Below are 21,780 nucleotides of genomic sequence, written 5' to 3' on the forward strand. Positions count from 1 at the left end.
TGTGAGCTATAATGGTAAACAGTTGCAGCTATAATTCATCTAGAAAGGGGGTCACCGACATTACTGACTGGAACCTTCAGCCGCTTATTGACGGTATTACTAACCTAGACATTCGCAGTTGTCTAATCGTTCAACATGGAGAACCCATACTGGAGCATTACCGTGATCCACAAATCTCTGAAGAGCTTGGCAAAATCAACTCATGCACCAAAAGCGTACTCTCCGCCTTAGTTTGCATAGCCATAGATAAACAAATTATTCCACCTCCAGACACACCTATTTCTTTATTTTTCCCTTCATTAAAAGAAGATCATGACCCACGTAAAAGAGAGATCACTATCGAACACTTATTAACGATGACCGGTGGCTTTAACTGGACAGAGTTCGGCGGGCAGAATTCTTTTCCGGCCATGACTAAAACCGCAGACTGGATAAAATTTGTGCTTGCACAGCCATTAGCTCATACACCAGGAACCGTGATGACTTATAACTCAGGCTCCTCTCAGCTCTTGTCCGCAATCCTGCGTGATTGTTCTGGACAGGCGGTTGCGGAATTTGCCGAAGATCAGCTGTTTCAACCGCTTAGCATTCAAAGCTATCACTGGGAGAGCGATCCGCAAGGCATACATACCGGTGGGTTCGGACTTCATCTGAAGCCGGAGGATATGCTGAAATTCGGCTTACTTTATTTGCAGGAGGGACGCTGGAAGGATCAGCAGATCCTTTTTTCAGATACAATTCAGCAATCTACTCGCCCTTACGTTGAAGCCAATCATCCGCAAAAAGGATTCTATGGCTGGCATTGGTGGGTATCCCAATTCAATGCAGGTTCAGAGCAACAGCCGAACGAGATCCCTTATTATTTTGCACTCGGCTTTAAAGGGCAGCATATCATTGTAGTTCCTGCTTACGAGCTGGTTGCCGTTATCACCGCGGATAAGTACAAAAAAGGCTCTCCTGCAAATGTTTTCGGCCGATTTATTGTGCCAGCTCTTCTAGGGGAGTAAGAACCAGAAATCACATGCAGTTCTATGTGTGGGTACCACACAATCCATAAAGCAGCCGCAGCCATAGACTGATAAAGTCTTGGCTGTCGCTGTTAGATTTGTACAAATGATCGCTCTTAATTTTTCTTCAACTCGTTTGCTGCAAGCTTAAATGACACCAAATTTCTTTAATGCGTAGGCTATCCCGCCTTCACTTGCTTTTTTTGTAACAAAATCGGCTTTTTGTTTTAACTGTTCCGCACCGTTTCCCATCGCAATGCCCAATCCCACATACTCCAACATGTCGATATCATTTCCACCGTCACCAAACGCGATAGCTTCTGACTTGCAAATATTCAGATAATCCAGCACTTGTTTAATCGCCGTTGATTTAGAAACTTTTGTTTCTTCAAGCACATTCATAACGTATCCGTGAAAACGTTCGAACCGTAATTCAGGAAATCTATCTTGGAATTTTTGCGCTTCATTTTCGTCCGCATACAGGCATATACAGTAAACCTCCTCTGGCAGAACGCTCATTTTTTCGGGATATTGTGTAAGACTCAAAGTCTCCTTTAATGCCTTCATAACGCGCTCATCCCCGGAACCCATTCCGTTCATGGTTATAAGTTCGGTGAAATAGGACATGCCATGTCCGTTCAACTCAGCAAAAACCGAGAGTTCCCGCACGGTTTCTGTTGAAAGCGTTGATTTATAGATAACGTTATCCTTACATTTGACAAGCGCACCGTTAGCAGAAATAAAGGTATCAATGCCCATAGACTTGAACTCTTCACATAAGTTATGCGGTCTCCCTGTTGCAACTACGACTTTAATTCCTCTCTCTAACAACTTCTCAATTGCTTCTAGCGTGCTAAGCGGAATGCTTCTATCAATTTCACTTACTAGAGTACCGTCCACATCAAAAAATACAATCTTATACATGTTATGAAATAAGCCTCCCCGTTCGAACGTAACTAGATAGATTATATTTCATGGGATCTAAAACAAGAAGGAAGCCGATCACACGGATCGGCTTCCTTCTTGTTTTCATTATTCAGCTTCGGCACAACAAGCTTACGTCGTTAATTTTGCATATACCACAAAAAATAACATCATTTCACCAATGACCAGGTAATTAGGTATAAGGAACAACAAATCTACTGCGAAAAAAACACCAAGTAAACCTAATAATAACGTCAAATGAAATATCCCTAACCGTTGCTGTATATGTCTATATTTATGGAAGACCAGTGAGGTAGAGAAGAAGTAGAGCAGGACCGATCCAAAAACAAAACACACCATAAATGTATAATTTAATTGATCTAAAAATAACAGTTGGATCGAAGCTGCAATCATACTCAAGGATACATAAATAAATAAATGCCCGTAAATTATGGTTTGTCCGGCAGTCTCTATAGTCTTGTCCACTTTCTTTTCAACATTATCAAAATATTGCCACCACATAGCTATGATTAATAGAAAAGTTAATAATGCAAATACAATAGATTGCCACGTCCAGTGGCTAGACTGTAAGACCGCAAGGATACTGACCACTGATTCGCCAAGCAGAATAAGCGTAAACAACGAGAAGCGTTCCAATAAATGATGAGTATTGATCGGACTTTTCACCAAGTATTTCCGGCCTACTAATGGAAGCAGAATGTCTACAGTAATTCCCGCATACAAAACTACATAACGCATCCAAGAGTCAAAGAAAAGTGATAAAGAAGAAATCACTAATCCAATCCAAAATCTGCTTCCCAAATACCGGGCAGTGCCCTTTCTATCAGCCGCTTCATTCTTATTTATCGTAAGATATTGAATGGCTGTCATAGCTCTCAAACCAACATAACCAATTAAGAATGGCATATAATATTGATCAAAGTTAACCGACAAGCTCGCCGTCATTATTAATACAAAAAATAATTGTAGAATCAAGAATATCCGATGTGAAAAGATGTCTTGACCAAACCGATTTACAAAAAGCGATTGCCCTACCCAAGCCCACCAGATCGGAATAAATATTAAGATGAATTTGGATAAGTATTCAAGTGGGATTGTACCCGCCTCTACATGCAGTAGGACATGGCTCGCTTTTGAAACTGCTGCTACAAAAAGCAGATCATAAAATAGCTCCAGCCAAGTAACTTTCTTCTCAGCAATGGATGCTGTACTGTGCTCAAATCCCGATGTGCGTTTATTCATCGTCTGACTCCCTTGGTTTGGATGTGTATTTCTAATACAGTTTATCGAATACTTATCCATCTTAACCGAATTGATATACTAATTTGAAGACCCTTTACCTAAAAATAAAACCAGCAAGCCTCCACACAGGGAGCTTGCTGGTTTTTTAGTAGATAAAGTTATTCCCCGGCAATACCGGAGCGTTCCACACTTTCTACGAAATGACGCTGTACGAACAAATACAGAATCAGAATTGGCAGAATAGTTAGAATACACGCCGCCATAACCTGATTCAGTCCAGTTGGGGCCATCCCAATAGAACCCGAAGTCATTTGCGACATCGTCTCCGCTGCCTGATTATTGGAACCATAAAACATCGCTAATCGCTGCGACAGATTATAGAAATCCGGTGTTGTTAAATACGTATTCGGTTCAAAGCTGTCATTCCAGTGCCATACCACAGAGAACAAGAATACGATCAGCATTGCCGGCTTGGCGATTGGAAACATGATTTTCCAGTACGTTCTGAATGCACCTGCACCGTCGATACGTGCTGCTTCCTCCAACACTTTAGGCATTCCGCGGTAGAACTGAATAAAGATCAGTACGAATAATGCCCCCTTCAACCCGTGCCCAAACATAGAAGGAACCACAAACGGCAAATGTGTATTAATCCACCCCAAGTCACTAAAGAACAAATAAAGCGGCACAACAATCGTCTGCGGTGGAACTAGAAAAGTAAACAGCAGCAGAACGAAACATACTGCGTAGCCTGGAAAACGGTATCTGGCAAAGCCATACCCGATTAAGGAACAGCTTAAGATTTGCAGAACCGCACTCCCGAAGGAAATAATCGCACTATTCGCAAACCCGGCCCAGAATTTTAGCGAATCCCATGCCAGAAAATAGTTGCCAAAACTTATCTTTTTCGGAAGCCATTGCACTGTGGCATCGGCTACGTCTGTTACTTGCATCATGGATTTGGACACCATGTATAACAAGGGATATAGGAATACGAACGTTAAGCTGAGAATAACCAAGTAATAAAAAGCGATATTCAGCACCTGAAGCGAACGTTTCACGACTCTGTCCAGCTTGCCGCTTGCTTTTAGACGAGTTGTCAGATGTTCCATGTTCGTCGTCCGAACCTGCTTTACGGATTCCTTCAACATCTTCTACTTCCTCCCTTCGGTGGCACCGAGCGACTTGCTGAATAACAGGAAGACCAAACCCAGAACCAAGAAAATAAACACAAAATAAATCCAGCCCATCGCTGAGCCATATCCAAAATCATTATTCTTAAAGACGACATTCAAAATATGACTCATGATTTGATTATCTGCCTTCGTGAATGAGCTGACGATACTAAACAACGTGTTTACGAGCATCATCGGCATAATCATCGGGAAGGTGATTTTCCAAAAGCTTTCCCACGCGGTTGCTCCATCACATTTGGCCGCTTCATACAGTGAAACAGAAATCGTCTGTAACCCCGCTAGAAAAATCAGAATTTGCACGCCAGAATCCCACATCACCAGTGTTAAAGATTCTGCATATTTCAGCAACGACTTCAAAATGTCGCCGGGGATAAAGTTATGGAGCTTATCATATAAATCCTGATTATAAAAAATCGGTAAATTTGCGGCACCCTGATCCATCAATTTGCCCAGGATCGCCCCTGAAGCAATGATGACCGGCAAAAAGAACACGCCACGGAAAAAGGTTTTTCCTACGAGTCCGCGATTTAGCAGAATCGCACAAAAGAGCGAAAAGATAAGAATTAACGGAACCTGAGTCACCGTCGACACCATCGTCGATTTGAGCAGAGGCAAGAAATTAACATCTGTAGTAAACGCGGCACGATAATGCTCCAGCCCAACAAAAGTGGCCAGTAAGCCGCCTTTGCTCACTTGGAGATCCTGAAAGGAATAATACAAGGAACGGCCCAGCGGAACAGCCATAAACACCAGAAATCCGACCAGCCACAGGCCGATGAAGGAATATCCTTCAACGAAATAACGCGCTCGCATCGATAGCTTTGATTTTTTCACTTCATCATCCTCCTGTTACCGCATAGCTGAATGCCTCGACGGTCTGACCAGACACGTCAACAGACCGCTCATTATAGTTGACTATAATGCTCACACCGTTTGCATAAGTCGTCCGAAAGACTTTACTTTGCAGCTGCTCATGATTCGTCATTTGCTGGTTGCTAATGCTGTCATAGACCTCTTTCAATGCGAGATAATTCTGCACAGAAGGTACCAGCCAGTTCTCAAGACTAGAGCTGAACAGCCGGTCTGCCATGGTTCTCTGAAGATCGCTAGTCGGAGCATAAGTTAATTCATAACTTGGAAGGGCTCCATATTCCAGCGCCCGTAAGGTTTGGTTACGGGAATCATCGTACAGATTAACCGGGCTTGCTGTATAAGGCACTAAGCCGTGTAACACTAGTTGATAAAAAGGAATCGCCCGATCTGTATAGACAAATTGACTGGAGTCGAGCGGCACTTGATCAATCCGGTTCACATGTCCTAATGTATAGGCAAAACCATAATCTACTGCCGTGTTAAGCTCACCCTTACGGAAGTTATCCAATGCATTAACATAAGTATCTTCTGTAAGCTGGCGGTCTGTATTGGATTTATTATCCTCATCGGAGTATAGCAAGCTTCCAAAGTGTTCAAACTGCACACCCTTCACACCCAGATCCTGAAACTTGCTCAGCTCAGCATTACTGCGTTTTGCGATAACACTAGGTTTCATTAAATAGAAATAATCATCCGTATTCCACCGGGTAGAGAGATAATAGACGTACTGCTTCAAGACTTCACGATTAATGCCGCGCACAGCATCTCTACTTGCCTTCACGCCGTTGCTATCTTGGTAAGGTTTCACGTAGTTAGCTTTCAAATAAAGATTTACGCCCCTGCCTGCGGCATATTCCTGAAGCTCTTTAAGTCCCTTATTGCCTCCCAGCTTCTTCTCAACAGGGAATTGTTCTGGCTGGTTTCCGTATAAACCATTTTTGGACCATCCCTCGATCGTAATCTCTAGCTGAGTAACACCCTCTGCCTGATATTGATCAATCATGTCCTTGATTTGTTTAAACGTAGCTGCTTCTATAAAAGTTGAACCGATGACTTCATCACGCGAAATCCCGCCGAGCACTTGCAGATACAATGGCGTGTTCTCAAGAACTACTTCCTTGACCTTTTTCTCTTCCATTAAGTAATTACGGTATTCCTTCGCCATCCCAACGTAGTTGGCTTCCTCGCCTTGGAGCAGAACATAACGTACGCTACGATCGGTTTTGATCATCTCACCCTGATAATAAGGAATTTGGCCGGAATTGCCGACAAAAATAACATCATCCTTGCGCAGGGTGAATTCACTTGATGCTCTATAAAGCGAAATAGCGCGAATGCCTGATGGAACACCGTTGATTTTAGCGTCGGTATCTCCCTTAGTAACAATTGCTAAATATCCGGTGTCTCCCTGATAGATCCCAAACACTGGCAAAGCGATAGCTTTTTTAAGAGGTGCCGCCTTTTGCCAAGAGTTATCCGTAATTTCATGATTTTGTTTCACGAAGGTTTCGTCCCCGCCGTAAATGTATTCAGAATAACCTTTCAAATAAGCGGGATGATCTTTCCGAAACTCCAGCAATGCCCCTGAACCATCCGGAAGCATCATTGCCCCCTCTGCATCTTCTCTAGCCGCATGAAAAAATGGCAGAACCTCCAGACTCGTGAATTTCGCATTCCCCTCTTCCTTCAAGTACTCCTGTGGAATGGAAACCTCAAATCCATTAGCAGTCAGTCTGTACTCCAGAGCAAAAGAAAGCTTCAGGCTAATAAAAGCAAACTCCGCACGGACGACATCTTGCTCAATCGTTACGGTAACCGTGGAGTCTTCATCTTTAAGTGGGTAGACCTGTGTAATATCAGCCCCCTGTGTGTATCTGGCATAAATCGGTGCGGTCGTGTATTTCTTAATATTTGGCATGGCTGTTCGCTCCAGCTGTGGAGATCCAAGCCACTCCTTGTTTGTGATTTTGTCTGTGATGCGAAGATTTCCCGATTTCTCATCTACATATAAAATATAGCGTTCGTTCTCCAATGCTTTTGTTCCAGGCGTGACCGGCTGCAGCTCAACCTTCTGTACAGGTGCTGCTACAGCGGCTGGAGCCTGCTCTTCTACGGGAGCCGTGGTCTCCTTTTCTTGCACAGAAGTGGCCTGCCCTTCAGCTGGTTCAGTCACCACCGATGTTTGCTCTTGCCCAACCTCTTTGCTTTCTTCAGTCTGAACAGACTGCGCAGCGGTGGACGGATCGGCGGAACTGTGTAGGGGTTGAACATTTATCACTGCGAACAGCATCATCACAACAATACAGAGAATGCCCCGCACTTTAACTTTTTTTCTCATCGTGTTACCTTTCCCTCCTTACGCGCGCAATCTCAATTCTTTGAGCAGATCGACAATAAATGAAACAAATTGATTGGAAATACCAAACAGCAAAATGCCTACAAACCAGATAATGGCGATGCCTATTACACTGATTATGGTGATAAAAATAACCTTGCGAATCTCAAAGTCATGCAGGATCTTCACCTTCATTAAAATCAACCAAGCCACCCAAAGAATCACAAACTTGTGCAGCAGATTGTAGGTTGAAGCCTCATCCAGCGAAAGAACCAACGTTAGCAGTGTGACTGGGATGATAAAGAGCATGTATGGAACAAGCGCAAAGGCACTGCCCACAAAAATCTCTTTAAATTTCCCCTCACCATCCATAATCGTACTGACGCCCCAGTTCGAGACACACCAGGTCAACCAAGGAACGATAAGCCAAATAAACTCATGAAACATGGAGATTTCATGCGGCTCTCTTGTTTGAAAAGCATACCCTGTAATCAGAATCGAGATCATTCGTGCCACAAAGGTCAGTAGAACGATCGCAATCCCCTGTATCCAGCGGATACGCTGCTTTCCTTGAATATCGTTATAGAACTGATAAGGATGAACTACAACCTGATGAATCATTCGCAAAGTGTTCATCCAATCTCCCCCTTTGCCGGGTCCAATACTGCCTTGTTTCCTCTATACAGCCAGGCATGGAATTTCCGGTATAATCTCGGCGCACTCCAGAGCAGTACTAAGAACAGCCCGATTCCGCCGGCAAAGAAATAAGTAAAATGCTCCCGGATAAACAATTTACGATATTCGCGGAAAGCGGATGAATAGTCAACTTTGGAATTTGAAAGCTTGAAATAGCTCATAGATTCCTTATATTGCTCTGCTTTATAAAGCGCTTTGCCGATAGCCTGATAAGCCATATCATAATTGGCGTTCAATCGCAGCACCTCTTGCCATAAGGATTGCGCTTCGTCATAGCTGCCATCTACATATAGCAAAGATGCCTGATGAACCAAATCCGCAAACGGCGTGGTCCGGAAGCGATCGATTCTGCCCCGTCCTTTATCCACTACATAGATCAGGCCATCAGCGGTTTGATCTACGGCGGAAGGAGTCACGAAGAGTCCATTCTGATCCCCAATCCCGCCAAAGCTGAATAACAAATTCCCCAGCTTGTCATATTGGAAGACTTTACTGGACTGCAAATCCAGCGCAGTTATAAATCCGTTCTTATCAATACTGATCCCCATAAAGGAAGCCATACTGAATGGACCCTCAGAGTAATAATCACCGTACCAGCGTTTACCAATGTTCAGCGTATCTACGCCTACCGGAGATAACCGTTTGATCTGGTTATACTCTTCGCCCAGGGTTGTGCTGTAGATAAATCCTTCTTCATCCAGATCCACGTTGGAGAACTCAGAAGGTTTAACGGTCGCCAGCTGGTTCTGCTGCTCTTTGGTGGCCACCAGCTTAATTAAGAGTCGTGTCCAGGAGAAGCCTACATGGTTCGCTCCATAAAACCCCTTGAACTTACCGCCCGAGTCAATTTGCAGCAACCCCTGTGTGTTACCATCGCTCACCACATACATATAATCACGCTTATCTACGACTAATTTAGAAGGAGAATAAGAGAAATTAGCACCCAGTAATGGGCTATCCGGTTTTAGAAACTCTTTTACGAACTTGCCATTTTTATCAAAAATAGCAATACGCGCGTTTTTTGTATCTGCTACATATACCGTTCCATCCTCTTTCACGAATACACCCTTCGGCTCCTGCAGCTTGCCGCTGCCCTCCGCATCACCGATCAGATTTAGCAGACGACCGTCCTTATCCATATGAACAATACGGCTGTTGCCCGTGTCTACTACGTAGAGTGAATCGTCATCACTAATAAAAAGAGATTCCGGATTTTTGAAGGACCCCATATCTGTTCCTGTTGGATCGATAGAAGAATCGTAGAGATAACCATTAATCGAGCGGACCTCATTGCCGGACTGATTCCACGTATACCCCTCATATGGGGCTTCACCAGCTAGCGCCTGCCCTGGAAGCAGCAGCACTGGCAGTGTCAGCGTCACCAGTAGCCCTGTTAGCAGCATTTTTATCATATTACGTCCTATCATCATGACTCCCCCTATTCCTTCAGCCCCGAATGGGCCATTGTCTGAAGCACCATCCGCTGCGTTAATATAAAGACAAGAATAGTCGGGAGAATCATCAAGAAGCTTGCTGCTGCCAAAGTACCTACCCTAGCAACGACTCCAGCTCCTCCACTGATAGTTTGGATGGCAAGCGGCAATGTCTTCATTTCCTGAACAGTCGTATAGACCATTGAAGGATACGGATCATTCCAAGCAGAAATGAAGCTGAATAAAGCAAAAGTCGAAATCGCCGGCTTAAGCATTGGCATCACAACCACCCAGAATACCTTCCATTCGGAAGCCCCGTCTATGCGGGCCGCCTCTAATAAAGCGTCTGGAAGCTGCCGCAGGAACTGGGTCATAAGAAACATTCCCATCGGTGCAGCCAGATAAGGTAAGATCATTGCAAAATACGAATTCATTAATCCGCTGCGGCTAATCAGCAGATATTGCGGTATTTGCAATACTAAGGGTGAAAACATCAGCGCCGCCACAATCATACTAAAGATAGCGCTTTTAAATGGCATATTGTGCTTGGCAAGCGGATAAGCCGCCATTGCTGAAATTAAGACACCCCCGACCACAATCCCCGATGTAACGACCACGCTATTGAAAATAAACCGTGAGAACGGCACCGCCGAAGTTCCGGTAATTAACAGCAAATCACGAAAGTTCACCAACGTCGGATTCACTACGAAAAACCGTGGTGGGAACAGGAATAGTTCGCTTGTTGGTTTTAAAGCAGTCACTGCCATATAGACAAGTGGCAGCAGCATAATTAGGCCAAACACCGTTAAGAACAGATATAAAAAGATGCCGCCATAGTCAATACGCCGTAAATTTATTTTGTGCATCCTAATCCCTCCCCAGCACTTTGAAGATGAGACGGTTGAGCCCAAGCATCAAAGCGAACAGTAATACAGCAATCGCTGACGCATATCCCATCTCAAAGCGGATAAATGCGTAGTCGAACAGATGCGCCATAATCGTATGGCCTGCATAAAGGGGACTCGGAAATCCAACAAGCCGCATACTGACGTCAAATACGGTAAGCGAACCGACCACCTGCATCACCGCACCGAATAACAGCTGCGGTTTGACGCATGGAATCGTAATGTACCAAAGCTCCTGCCAGCGGTACTTGACCCCATCAATTGAGCCAGCTTCATATAAATCTGTCGGTACATTTTGAAGTCCGGCCAGAAAAGCAAGGAAACCTACCCCCATACTCATCCATAAGGAAACTATGATGATCACCGGTACGATCGAATCTACATTTTGTAGAAATAAATAAGGTTCATTGATAATCCCCAGCTGAATGAGCCAGTGATTGAGCAACCCCTTGCGGTCGCCGGCGAACAAATACAACCAAACCACGGACATTGCTACTGCACTTGTAATCGATGGCACATAGTAGCATAGGGTATAGAAAAAGCGGAACTTCTGCGGAATCTGGCTAATCAGCCAGGCCAGCAAGAAGGCCATAATATAACCTATTGGACCTGTAATAATGGCAAATTTCAGCGTAATCCCAACAGCTTTAAGAAAGATATCATCGTCTACAAACAACAGCTTATAGTTAGAGAAGCCAATGAATCTCGGTGTCTCAATAATGTTGTAATAGCTGAAGCTTAGAACGACGGACATGATAATAGGAACAATAGTAAAAACAGTGAACAGAATCAGGAAAGGGGCCAAGAAATAATAGGAAACTTTATTTTTTTTGATATCTAACCAAAGCTGAGTCCATTTCCCGGGAGTTTTCGTCGGCTGCATCTGTACGGCTTCGTTCTGTACCGGTGTAATTATTTCACTACTCATTTCTGACCTCCTTTCTCTTTGGCGTTTGAAGTCTGGGAAGTTTCAATTCCGAACTCTTCGCGTTTCTTACTAAGCTCTTTATTGATTTCACGCACACCTTGCTCCATCGCCTCCCGCGGGAATTTACCGTTGAGCACAATTTCATTCCAGATGTTGGCGATATGCCGGGTCGTGTAATATCCTCCAAGCACCACTTCGCGCTCTTTAAACCACTCCCACTGTTCCATAATGGCGTCGATATCATCTTGCTGCCACGGCAGACGTTTGAGTGCTTCAACATTGGCTGTATTCCAACGAGCTTCAACACCCAGCAAAGACTCAAGCTCTGAGCCGAAGTTCTCCTGTGCATCCGCACTGGTCCACCATTTCAGGAACTCCCAAGATTCTTCTTTCATATCCGTATCCTTAAAAATAATTCCTGTCTGTGCAAGCCCGCCTGTAGAACGGTTAATCTGTCCATCTGCTTGTTCAATACCCGGCATTGGTTTCATGCCCCACCAGCCTGTCAATTCAGGTGCGGCAGTAGATAACAGAATGTATGTGGAATAATCAGCAACGCCGATTGGCATCTCTCCAGAACGGAAACGGTTATAGAAATCCGCTTGTTTCTGCAGCTTGTAGTTCGTAAAGAGTCCCGTCCACATTTTCATAGCTGTCAGTGCTTCTGGTGAATCCAGATCAGACAACATCCCATTATTCTTATAGAAATCCCCGCCATACTGGAATAAGAACGGCGCAAACTCATTAATGGCTAGACTTGGATTGTTCGGGGCATGTGGATAATAGAAGTCCATCCCGTTTTGTTGCAGCACAGGAATCAGTTCCATAACCTCTTGCCACGTATTCGGAATATCCTTCTCGCTAATGCCCAGCTGTGCCATAATATCTTTCCGGTAAAAGAGCATCGTGAAGTTCTGATTCTCCGGCAATGCGAAGTCTCCGTTATCATACTTATAAGGAATCAGTGCACCGGCTCTGAAACGTTCAGCAACCTCTTGATAATCTGAGAATTCATTCAGATTCACGAGTGAATTCCGCACCGCAAAGTCAATCGGCACTTCACCCTCAACCCCCAGTGCCACATCGGGAGCAAGTCCGGCAGTATTGGCTAATAACAGAATCTGCTTCTGATCCGCTGCAAGCGTAGGAATAATATTGACGTTCACCTTGATGCCCGTGTTTGGTGTAAAGTCCTCATCCACCATTTGCTTAATGATCTCCGCCCAATCACGTCCACGAGAGATCCAGACATCCAGCACCTTTTCATTTTTGTACGTATTCCCTATGCCGCTGTAATCCTTTGTAAAAGAACTAAAGAAGTCATACGTCATCGTCCCTACACGGGTATACCAAGGAGCCGCGTCTTTAGGCCATGGCTGATCTTCCGACTTCACTTCAATATAGTCCATTACAATACTCTGCTTCATTAATCCGTTGACCCATAAGCCAAGCGATGACTGCAGATCCGTAAATTGCTGAAGACGACCTGGAATACTTGAGGTATCCTTCGCCATTTCCAGGAACCGGTCACGTGCTTCATAAAGCGTACTCAGCTCAGAGCTTCCATCAGCAACGCCAAAAGCATACATATCCTGCACAGCATCATCCAACGTCCGCGCCATCAAATGTAACCGTGGCACAAGATTAGGAATGTTCTGCTCCAGCTGCCAATCCCCGTTTGGATCAGGATTCGTTCCCGTTACCTGCGTGATTTCACGTCCCAAAAGAGACATTTTATGTGTAGTGTTCAGCACAGCTTCAATCATTCCGCCAACGCCCGATACTTGAACTTCCATCCGCAACGTATGCTTACCTTGTTCTAGATAAAAGAAGTACTCTCCATCCTCATTCCCTAGCTTGTTTACTTGCCATTCCGCTTTGTAAGGGAATTTCAAGGCATTCAGCTCTTGGAACGGTACCTCGCCATCAATCATAATCCGGCGTTCCACCGGTATCCCGTTTAGGAACCACTGGCCGTAACGAATTGCGATATTGTAGAGCCCTGACTCAGGAATCTCGAAATCCCATTCCGCCCATTGTCCACCCGTACGCCACCCGACACCCCCAAAACTATTAAGCACAATAGCATCTTTGTTAAAAGGTTCGGTGAGTGGCTCCCGGTCCTCGATCCGCTTCAGCGTTGGATCTGAACGAAGGGAGGATTCTTCTGCCTGAATTTTGATCACTTGATTCTGAACAGGCTTGTAACCCTTATTCTCATACTCCTGCTTCACTTCCGCATAAGTCGGGAGCGGTTCTGGAGAAAATATTCTCAGTTCACTAAGTGCAGCCGGTTCCCGGATGGCTTCCAGCTTCACCGTATGCTCCCCTTTGCTCAGATAAAAGCGAAAGGGATCCGCAGTTCTGGCCTCGGCATCTCGAAACTCCCGATATTGCCAGCCTGTTACCTCTTCCCGCTTGGGATTAAATTCATTCCCTTGATTGTCCAGCCATGGCTCTGCACTTTCCTTCCACATCCGCTGGAATTCCATTTTTTTTACTTGAGAGAATAAATACTCCCCATCAATCTTTACGCTTCGAATGATCGAGGATCGTTTACCAGGAAGGGCATAATACTCCATCCCCATCTGATATAACCCATCTGCCGGAACCGTAAATTTATATTCCACCCAGCTATCCTCTGCTTTAAGCGCTAGTACCTTGCCGGGTCTCCCACCAAGATCCGTCATTACCTCTGTACCTTCAGAACTAATGGCCTTATAATCCGCCGAAGGAATAGCAAGCGTAAAATCCGATGAGTCCTTTGCTCCATCCTGCTGTTTTTCCTCGTAATAGCTTAAGTAAGAGGCTTCGAGTTTTGAATTCACACTATCGCTTTCTAAAATAGAGCTTTCATCAACATCCGCATAAACGGGGATGCCATCCATCGCTGAATTATCAAACCCTCGTGATTGATTCCACCACACTAGGGAGACTCCTAAAAGTACCAGTAACAACAAACTAATCTTATATTTTCGCAGTATGCGTAACACGCATCGGTCTCCTCCCATCTTTACGGGCCTCTCGGACTTAAGTGAATACAAGCAGGGCAGCTCTGGCAATTGCAGGCTGCCCCTCCTGTTATTAGATTTCCTTACGGCTGCATTCCCATTGCCTTTTTAAAGGCAGCAATTTCTTTAGACGCTTGCTTCAAGACATCATCACCAATTTTTTGAATAGCCGTCTTGGAATCTGTGTTCTTAGCCAGTGCATCACCGATCGCTGCTATAAAGATTTCCCAGCCCTTGTTATCCACTGGGGTAAGGTGTTTGACTGGAATATCGTTACTTAATTGCTCATATAGTTTAAATTCCTCTTGCCCACCCAGATATTCATTTTTAGTGTTTGCGTACCAATCAAGACTGGAAATATCCTTGTAACCCGGCTGAATGGAATGTTTTGTCCAAATTTTCCAAGCATTTTCACTTCTCATGCTCCACTGAATGTAAGCCCATGCCGCTTCTTTATTTTTGCTTTGCGAAGGGATAACAAAGCTTGATCCGCCCATTCCCACGTTAATTCCTATTGGCAAACGGGTTACCTTCCATTTTCCGGCAAGCTCAGGGAATGTTTCCTGAAGTCCGCGCGCTCCGAATGAACCCGATACGACACCAACCAAATCACCTTTTAGAACTAGCTGTTTACCTTCGTCTGAGCCATAACCGATATGAGGTGCCCAGCCCAGCTGTTGTCCACGTTTTGTAATATCAAGAACCTTCACCATTTTGTCCGTATTACGTGTCCAGTTCATATCCTTATCGAAGTAGCCGACTTCATCTCCTGCCCATACGATCGGGCCATCGCTCCACTCCATGAAATATTTACCGTTAGCTTTCAAAATTTGAGCCAGGTTCAAGAGATTCTCTTCATCTTGCATGTATTCGCCAAGCTCAGCAGGATCACTTGGCAATCCAAGCTCTTCAAAAATGTCTGCACGGTAGTAATAAACCCCCGGTGTCATATCCCAAGGCATACCAAGCAGCTGTGAGCTGTCTGGTGTCATCCAACGTTCCCAGTTATAAGGAGCAACCAGATCTTTATATTTTCCAGCGTTATAAGGCTCTTCCAAAAGATTCTCCAGCACATTGCCCGCCATATAGCGATTCAACTGATACATCTCTACTTCTGCTACGTCGGGCGCCCCGCTACCTGCGGCGATTGTCGTTTGCAGCTTGTCATGCAGGTCGCCAAAGGGCATAACTACCGTCTTCAGCTTAATTCCAGGATATTCAGCCATAAAAGCAGCGCCGACTTCCTCGAACACTTTTTCATTAAAGGCCCAAACGGTAACCTCACCTTGAATATCTTTGCTTGGCAGGTCGTTGGCAGGATCTGTTGCTTCCGTGCCCTCAGTAGCTGTTGCATTGGTTGGCTCACTAGCATTATTGGTTTTTTCAGTGTTCGTTTTTACGTTGTTAGCTGCATTTTTATTCGTCGTTGAGCTTCCAGCGCTGCTACAGGCTGACAGAATAAGCACAAAAACCATTAACATACATACGACTAAACTGCTCGTTTTTCTTTGCGAAATCATAACCTAACCTCCCTCTTAAATTGAACAAATAAATGCCTGTTTATAGTGAAGGAGTGAACTCCCTCCGTGACCAGCTATTTGCCCCCTTCCTTTAGTCTTAACACGGTCACGGAATATTTCGGGAATTCAAACTCCAGACTACCTTTGTCTACACTTATCTTTTGAGTTACAGGTGCCACCTTGTCAGGTTCAGCAAAGCTATTCTCAGCATTTAAATCGTCCGACTGAAGTACGGTAGCTGTTCCTCCCAGGCTTGATGTGGCAAGTCCGGCAAAAGAAACATCCGTGCGCTGAGCAGTGTCACCCGCATTAACGACTTTAACGATCAGCTCACCTGTGGCAAGATCACGACTCGCAGTTTGGAACAGCGGCCCTGCCGGACTTTCATCGTTCACCTCTTGTATAAGCTCATCGTCGAGATAGAGCCGGATATTAGCACCTGATAATTCAATGCGGATATCGTACAATTTCCCAGTCTCAATCCTTACAGGAACCGTTCTTCCGATGACTGCTCTTGTTCCACCTACTGATTTTTCAATCGCGCTCTGCGTATTTCCCCAGCCGCCAAGATTCCACCAATAGAAGTTGCCCTCATCTTTAGAGCCGAACATAATGAGCATGCCTTCTGCTCCGCCAGTCTTTTTCGCCTTAAGAGAAAGTGTATAATCACTCCATGAAGCCTCACCGGCAACTGCACGAATATCAATATCATTAGAAGTCTGCTTAAAAGTACCCTTGGATTGTTCCCAGTCCCCATTGTTTAGAGTCCAGGCTCCGGAATCCTTCTTGAAATGATCTTCAAAAAGAACGTCATCACCTTTCGCTACTCGTACATCGCTGTACTCTACCTGGGTGGCCCAAGTCCCCAAACCAATTCCACCTTGAATGGATTGCTTACCGGAGGTTTCTTCTTGACCTAGAGCCACAAGTGAGGTTGGAAGAACTACATCCCCCTTATTGCTTCCGAACATCTGCTGCACATGATAAGAAGGTGTTCCGTAGCTAGTCGATGAATCAAACACAATAGCATCCGGGTTCCAAGTACGATCCTTCGTATTCACAAACAATGGAGCATAGGAGGACATTTTCACGATATCAGAATTCCGTTCCATGCCCATCATAAAAGCGGCCTCGCCGATTGCAGCGTTCAGATTGCCTTCTCCGGCACCCTTGGTCACCGCATACTCACCAACATAAATCTCAGGACCACTCCGGTCATAAGTATCGTATCTGTTCGAGTTGCTGAGGAACCATTCAGAGGTTTCATAGTAATGCTCATCAACCATTTCGATAGGCTCACCTTCAACTGCCGCATTGGCAATGAGATGAATCTCTGGATACTTCTCTTTAATTGCCTTATAAAACAAGCCATAACGCTTAATATATTCACTCATCTGGAAATTGTTTTCGTTACCAATCTCTACATATTTCATATTAAAAGGCTCCGGATGACCATTGGCGGCTCTTTGTGCCCCCCATTTGCTAGTAACCGGTCCGTTTGCATATTCAATGGCGTCCAGTGCATCTTGTATCCATGGCTGAATTTCACTGACTGGAACGGTATTCTGCTTGGCTATAGGATCTCCGTTATGTGAAATTCCGATATAAGCTACATATAATGGTTCCGCTTTCAGATCTTCGGCCCATTGCAGATATTCGTGGAAGCCCAGCCCATCTGAGGAGCGGTAATCCCAATATCCCTTATGACCGGGACGCGTTTCAATCGGACCAATGGTGTTCTTCCATTGATAAGCATCCGTTGGCGTTTTCCCTTCCACAAAACATCCCCCCGGAAAACGAACAAATGCGGGTTTCATCGCAGCTACCTTTTCAGCCAAATCGATGCGAAGCCCATTCTCCCTGTTGTTCCAAGTCTCAGGAAACAAAGACACCATATCGAGATAAACAGTCCCTACATTGGCAGTAGAGATTACAATTCGTGCGTTTGCTACAGTACCTGTAGAAGTCAGTGTGTATGTATATGGATTCCATCCTTCTTTTAACTTATCAACGGTCTGTTCCGCATATAGCTCTTTGCCATCTGGGCTCTCTAACGTTATACGCAGTGGCATATTGTCCCCTGGCTCTGGCCGCGCATAGAAAGACAACTTGTAACTGGCATCCTTCGTCAAAGCAATCCCCCAGTAACCATTATTCACAGCAGATACCGAACCACCCTCGGCAGCTGATGATACTGTTAAAGCCATTGCCTGGGTCTGAGCCTCGTTCAAAAGCTTAGTGCTGGTCAGAGCAAGCTTCCCTTTACTCCCTCCTTTTTCATCAATCCACCAATTGAACAGTGTGACCGAACTATCCTCAAAGGAACGATTGGAAATCAGCTCTGCATATAGCCCTCCATCTCCCGCATGATTAATCTCTTCGAAAAAGGCTCCATACAACATCGGGCTGATCTTAGCTCCCGGATTGGCCGTATCCACAGTCAACGTATATGCGGTTCCACTACTTGTGTTAGCTGCTGTCGCCGTTGGAAGAATTTCCTTTCCCGCTTCACCCGTTGCTTCTTTGGCAGACTCCTGAGACAGTGTTGCTGGATTTTCGTCCTTAGAAGCCCAATAATACGTCAGCCCGCCAATCACAATCACGAAAATCAGCACCGTAAGCCATAGCTTCCGTCCATATTTATTCAAAAATAATTACCCCCAACCTTTTATTAGCGTTTTCATTTTTATGAAGTGAATAGTCCCTTCCATTCGCAATAACTTAAAATCATTCCACAAAATCTAAATGAATCCGTTTCCATTGATAAAATACCATACTAAAATCTGGTTGTAAATAAATTAAACTAAACCTTTTTATACTTTTATGAATATAATTTCCAATAGATTTGCAAGAAATTAAGAGATTTATTAGTTTTTTTAAAACAAATTCCCTCTTTTCATCTCACCATCTTTATGTTTCTCTAAAATAAACGGGGGTTTACAGCCCTAAGTATGTTTAATTTTCATTTTTTCCTCCATTTATTTTACTGTTTTATTTTTCCATTCAAATAATAATGAAACTAAAATTAATTTTGTTGCCCCCAAAAAATCATATAAAAAAAGCTCCCCCTTGCCTAAACTCAGACAAAGGAAAGCTATAGTTTAATCTCCAACTAAATTTAGTTCCGCCACTTCATAAACTTGTAATCAAGAAAATCAACAAGCAAGAAGAGAATAAAACCGACCAAGCTGAACAACATAATTCCCGCATACATCTCCGGATAATCTAATCTTAACCACGCATCCATGATGAAAAAGCCCATACCGTGCTCTGTTCCATAAATCTCCGTAAAAAACAGTACGGATATCGCTGTCCCTAGCGAAATACGAATCGTACTCAGAATTACTGACAATGCCCCCGGCAGTGTCACATGCCAGAATTTCTGCACAGCGCTGGCACCTATACTAGTTAAGACATCATAGGTATTGTCCGGAATAGCCTTAACCCCATCCCTTACCGAAATGATGATCTGAAACAATAGAATCAGCATGATCATTAGGATTTTGGACGTTTCCCCCAGCCCGAAGAACAGCATCACTACTGGAAGCAGGGCAATTTTGGGAACCGGATAGGTCAAGTAAACCACAGGGTCCAGCAGTTTGTTCCAGGTCAACGAACGTCCCATTAGAAGACCTATAAGCAGTCCAATAATTAAAGCCAGTACCACACCTGCAAAAATTCTGAACAAGCTATACCCTACATTTATAGCAATATCCTGCGCCCCTAACTGAAACATCGCCTTATATACAGCAAAGGGACTTGGCAAAATCGAATGGTTCATAAGTAAAAATGCGATATACCAGACTACATTCATACAGACAAATACAAATAGAAGCCTTACTAGATGATGAAGTCGACGTTTGTTTACCATATCTCCTGCATTACCTTTCTAATCCGCTTAGTCTGCTCAAAGAAATCCACACTGTCCCGCTTATCCTCATGCTTCATATGAAACACCAAATGATTATCAATAATTCCAGGTGTAGTTTCTTTGTTGGACGGCATGACGATAATCTTTTGCCCCAGCAGAATCGCTTCTTCCACATCATGAGTGACAAATAACGTAGTCGTAGGGTTAGCCAGCCAATTATCTAAAAAGAGAACCTGTAGTGTTTCCCTTGTTATTGCATCGAGTGCAGAGAATGGCTCGTCCAGCAACAGAATAGTAGGCAAAATGGCAAAAGCTCTGGCAATCGCTACTCTTTGCTGCTGGCCTCCACTGAGGGATAAAGGATAACGTTCTGCTAAATCAGAGATCCCCATCGACGAAAGCCACTGCTTAATCTGCGTCTCCCGTTCTTGCTTGGATGCACTTGCCGTATGCGTAATCTTCATCGCTATCTGAATATTATCATGTACAGTCTTCCAAGGAAGAAGCCCGTAGTTCTGCGGCACCAGCCCGATTAACGTTTCTTTCTCATGCACAGATTTCTCATTAAAAAGAATTTGTCCCTGATAGCTAGGCAGCAAGCCCGCAATCGCCCGTAATAAAGTTGATTTCCCGCTGCCGGAGGGTCCGATAATGGTGTAAATCCCGTGCTCCGGCAAAGTTAAATCTACCTGACCCAAGGCCAATTGTCCGCTCTTATATTCTACTTTCAGATCCTTTATAACGAGTCCTTTATTTCTTGAATTGGACATCAGAAATCACATCTTCAGCCGAGATATTTTTGCTGAGCAAACCTTTTTCCCGTGCCCAAGCAAATGCAGCCTCTACTTCCTTCACATCCACTTGATAAGCTGGTACATAATCCGGTACCTTGATCTCATCTTTTAATGTTTCTGGATATCCTACTTCTTTGATTACAAGATCGATATATTCAGATTGTTCATGGGATTTCATATAAGCTACTGCTTCATCATATGCAGCATACATACTGCGGATAGCTTCTGCTTTGGCATCAATTGCAGTTTGCGGGAAAGCTAATACGAACGGATTTACTCCCGCAGTTATCGTTGAGCTCAGTACACGCAGGCCTGAGGTTTTGCCCATCGTTACAAAAGGCTCTGGCAAAATAGCCGCATCCGCCTTATTATTCTTAAGCAATTCTAAACGGGTCGGAATCTGTGGAACCTCTGTCACTGTAATATCATCTTCGGTCAGACCTGCTTGTTTCAGCATCATTGCTACTGTATATTGTGTGGAGGTATTTTTGGACAAAATCACGGTTTTCCCCTTCAAATCCTTCACATCCTGGATCGATTCATTTCCAGTCAGCAAATCAAATTCCCCAAAAGTTGTACTGGTGATCTTCACATCCAGTCCAGCCTCATTGTAAATGGAGATCGCAACCAGGTCAGCACTTAGACCATCCAGCTTGCCTGCTTGAAAAGCTACATCCCGATCTTTGGCGCTTTTAAACGTCTGGATATCCAGATCCACACCGTGGTTTTTATCGAAACCTTGTTCATGTGCGATGATAAAAGGAATAGCATCAATCGAGGGCAATAAACCTAGCGACAAGGAGGTAACTTCTTTTGCAGCCTCTGGAGCAGCTCCCTCTGACGATTCTGTATTTGTATTATTTTTCGAACCACAACCCACTGCAAGTGCAGCGATGACAACAACCATCATAGATAACAACAACATTTTCTTTAGACCTTTATTTTTCATTTAACTCTCCTGCCTCCATTATTCCTTCTATAGTGTAATTCTCTGTAATATTCTTTGCTCACTCATAAATGTGCA

At 44.3% G+C, this 21,780-nt stretch carries 16 protein-coding genes; 1 reads left to right on the forward strand and 15 read right to left on the reverse strand.

What is annotated here, in order from left to right:
* Positions 1-11: 11 nt before the first annotated feature.
* Positions 12-1,007 carry a serine hydrolase domain-containing protein gene (locus MKZ09_RS27560; RefSeq protein ID WP_081394353.1) on the forward strand — a complete coding sequence of 332 codons (996 nt, stop codon included), beginning with the start codon at positions 12-14 and terminating at the stop codon, positions 1,005-1,007.
* Between the two features lie 147 nt (positions 1,008-1,154).
* Here the strand turns inward: MKZ09_RS27560 and MKZ09_RS27565 are convergent, their stop codons facing one another.
* From MKZ09_RS27565 to MKZ09_RS27635, 15 genes are all read right to left on the reverse strand, one after another.
* Entirely contained in the window at positions 1,155-1,931 is a 777-nt protein-coding gene (locus MKZ09_RS27565) for a Cof-type HAD-IIB family hydrolase (protein WP_076207050.1), read from the reverse strand.
* A 132-nt stretch (positions 1,932-2,063) separates the two neighbouring features.
* Positions 2,064-3,152 (reverse strand): low temperature requirement protein A, encoded by a 1,089-nt coding sequence (locus tag MKZ09_RS27570; RefSeq protein WP_076207081.1) that lies wholly within the window; start codon positions 3,150-3,152, stop codon positions 2,064-2,066.
* A 200-nt stretch (positions 3,153-3,352) separates the two neighbouring features.
* On the reverse strand, positions 3,353-4,345 hold the full coding sequence (locus MKZ09_RS27575; RefSeq protein WP_051491074.1) for a carbohydrate ABC transporter permease: 993 nt from the start codon (positions 4,343-4,345) through the stop codon (positions 3,353-3,355).
* Between the two features lie 3 nt (positions 4,346-4,348).
* Positions 4,349-5,224 carry a carbohydrate ABC transporter permease gene (locus MKZ09_RS27580; RefSeq protein ID WP_081389150.1) on the reverse strand — a complete coding sequence of 292 codons (876 nt, stop codon included), beginning with the start codon at positions 5,222-5,224 and terminating at the stop codon, positions 4,349-4,351.
* A 4-nt stretch (positions 5,225-5,228) separates the two neighbouring features.
* Positions 5,229-7,601, reverse strand: a complete 2,373-nt coding sequence (locus MKZ09_RS27585) for a DUF5696 domain-containing protein (protein WP_076207048.1) — start codon at positions 7,599-7,601, stop codon at positions 5,229-5,231.
* Between the two features lie 18 nt (positions 7,602-7,619).
* Positions 7,620-8,234 (reverse strand): YIP1 family protein, encoded by a 615-nt coding sequence (locus MKZ09_RS27590; protein WP_076207046.1) that lies wholly within the window; start codon positions 8,232-8,234, stop codon positions 7,620-7,622.
* The gene (locus MKZ09_RS27595; protein WP_143767359.1) at positions 8,231-9,724 is read right to left on the reverse strand and encodes an NHL repeat-containing protein; all 1,494 of its coding nucleotides are present in this window, start codon (positions 9,722-9,724) and stop codon (positions 8,231-8,233) included. The genes MKZ09_RS27590 and MKZ09_RS27595 overlap by 4 nt, the downstream gene beginning before the upstream one ends.
* A gap of 8 nt (positions 9,725-9,732) precedes the next feature.
* Complete coding sequence (locus tag MKZ09_RS27600) at positions 9,733-10,593, reverse strand: carbohydrate ABC transporter permease (RefSeq protein WP_036679629.1); 861 nt, start codon at positions 10,591-10,593, stop codon at positions 9,733-9,735.
* Between the two features lies 1 nt (position 10,594).
* Positions 10,595-11,560, reverse strand: coding sequence for a carbohydrate ABC transporter permease (locus MKZ09_RS27605; protein ID WP_051491076.1), 966 nt, complete (start codon positions 11,558-11,560; stop codon positions 10,595-10,597).
* A complete protein-coding gene (locus tag MKZ09_RS27610; RefSeq protein ID WP_076207042.1) occupies positions 11,557-14,487 on the reverse strand; it encodes an extracellular solute-binding protein in 2,931 nt (976 codons plus the stop codon). Before MKZ09_RS27610 ends, MKZ09_RS27605 begins: the two co-directional genes overlap by 4 nt.
* Before the next feature lie 167 nt (positions 14,488-14,654).
* Positions 14,655-16,091 carry an ABC transporter substrate-binding protein gene (locus MKZ09_RS27615; RefSeq protein WP_038573104.1) on the reverse strand — a complete coding sequence of 479 codons (1,437 nt, stop codon included), beginning with the start codon at positions 16,089-16,091 and terminating at the stop codon, positions 14,655-14,657.
* A gap of 74 nt (positions 16,092-16,165) precedes the next feature.
* Positions 16,166-18,739 (reverse strand): alpha-L-arabinofuranosidase C-terminal domain-containing protein, encoded by a 2,574-nt coding sequence (locus MKZ09_RS27620; RefSeq protein WP_081394351.1) that lies wholly within the window; start codon positions 18,737-18,739, stop codon positions 16,166-16,168.
* Between the two features lie 470 nt (positions 18,740-19,209).
* On the reverse strand, positions 19,210-19,962 hold the full coding sequence (locus tag MKZ09_RS27625; protein ID WP_081383954.1) for an ABC transporter permease: 753 nt from the start codon (positions 19,960-19,962) through the stop codon (positions 19,210-19,212).
* A complete protein-coding gene (locus tag MKZ09_RS27630; RefSeq protein WP_076207040.1) occupies positions 19,956-20,732 on the reverse strand; it encodes an ABC transporter ATP-binding protein in 777 nt (258 codons plus the stop codon). Before MKZ09_RS27630 ends, MKZ09_RS27625 begins: the two co-directional genes overlap by 7 nt.
* Positions 20,713-21,705 (reverse strand): ABC transporter substrate-binding protein, encoded by a 993-nt coding sequence (locus MKZ09_RS27635; protein ID WP_076138093.1) that lies wholly within the window; start codon positions 21,703-21,705, stop codon positions 20,713-20,715. The genes MKZ09_RS27630 and MKZ09_RS27635 overlap by 20 nt, the downstream gene beginning before the upstream one ends.
* Positions 21,706-21,780: the final 75 nt, after the last annotated feature.

Source organism: Paenibacillus sp. FSL R5-0908, assembly GCF_038006245.1.
Lineage (GTDB): Bacteria > Bacillota > Bacilli > Paenibacillales > Paenibacillaceae > Paenibacillus_AQ > Paenibacillus_AQ odorifer.

What these genes read in the sequence shown, in the direction of transcription:
- MKZ09_RS27560 (WP_081394353.1), top strand. Translation starts at nt 12, where the DNA reads ATGGTAAACAGTTGCAGCTATAATTCATCTAGAAAGGGGGTCACCGAC.
- MKZ09_RS27565 (WP_076207050.1), bottom strand. Translation starts at nt 1,931, where the DNA reads ATGTATAAGATTGTATTTTTTGATGTGGACGGTACTCTAGTAAGTGAA.
- MKZ09_RS27575 (WP_051491074.1), bottom strand. Translation starts at nt 4,345, where the DNA reads ATGTTGAAGGAATCCGTAAAGCAGGTTCGGACGACGAACATGGAACAT.
- MKZ09_RS27585 (WP_076207048.1), bottom strand. Translation starts at nt 7,601, where the DNA reads ATGAGAAAAAAAGTTAAAGTGCGGGGCATTCTCTGTATTGTTGTGATG.
- MKZ09_RS27590 (WP_076207046.1), bottom strand. Translation starts at nt 8,234, where the DNA reads ATGAACACTTTGCGAATGATTCATCAGGTTGTAGTTCATCCTTATCAG.
- MKZ09_RS27595 (WP_143767359.1), bottom strand. Translation starts at nt 9,724, where the DNA reads ATGATGATAGGACGTAATATGATAAAAATGCTGCTAACAGGGCTACTG.
- MKZ09_RS27600 (WP_036679629.1), bottom strand. Translation starts at nt 10,593, where the DNA reads ATGCACAAAATAAATTTACGGCGTATTGACTATGGCGGCATCTTTTTA.
- MKZ09_RS27605 (WP_051491076.1), bottom strand. Translation starts at nt 11,560, where the DNA reads ATGAGTAGTGAAATAATTACACCGGTACAGAACGAAGCCGTACAGATG.
- MKZ09_RS27615 (WP_038573104.1), bottom strand. Translation starts at nt 16,091, where the DNA reads ATGATTTCGCAAAGAAAAACGAGCAGTTTAGTCGTATGTATGTTAATG.
- MKZ09_RS27625 (WP_081383954.1), bottom strand. Translation starts at nt 19,962, where the DNA reads ATGGTAAACAAACGTCGACTTCATCATCTAGTAAGGCTTCTATTTGTA.
- MKZ09_RS27630 (WP_076207040.1), bottom strand. Translation starts at nt 20,732, where the DNA reads ATGTCCAATTCAAGAAATAAAGGACTCGTTATAAAGGATCTGAAAGTA.
- MKZ09_RS27635 (WP_076138093.1), bottom strand. Translation starts at nt 21,705, where the DNA reads ATGAAAAATAAAGGTCTAAAGAAAATGTTGTTGTTATCTATGATGGTT.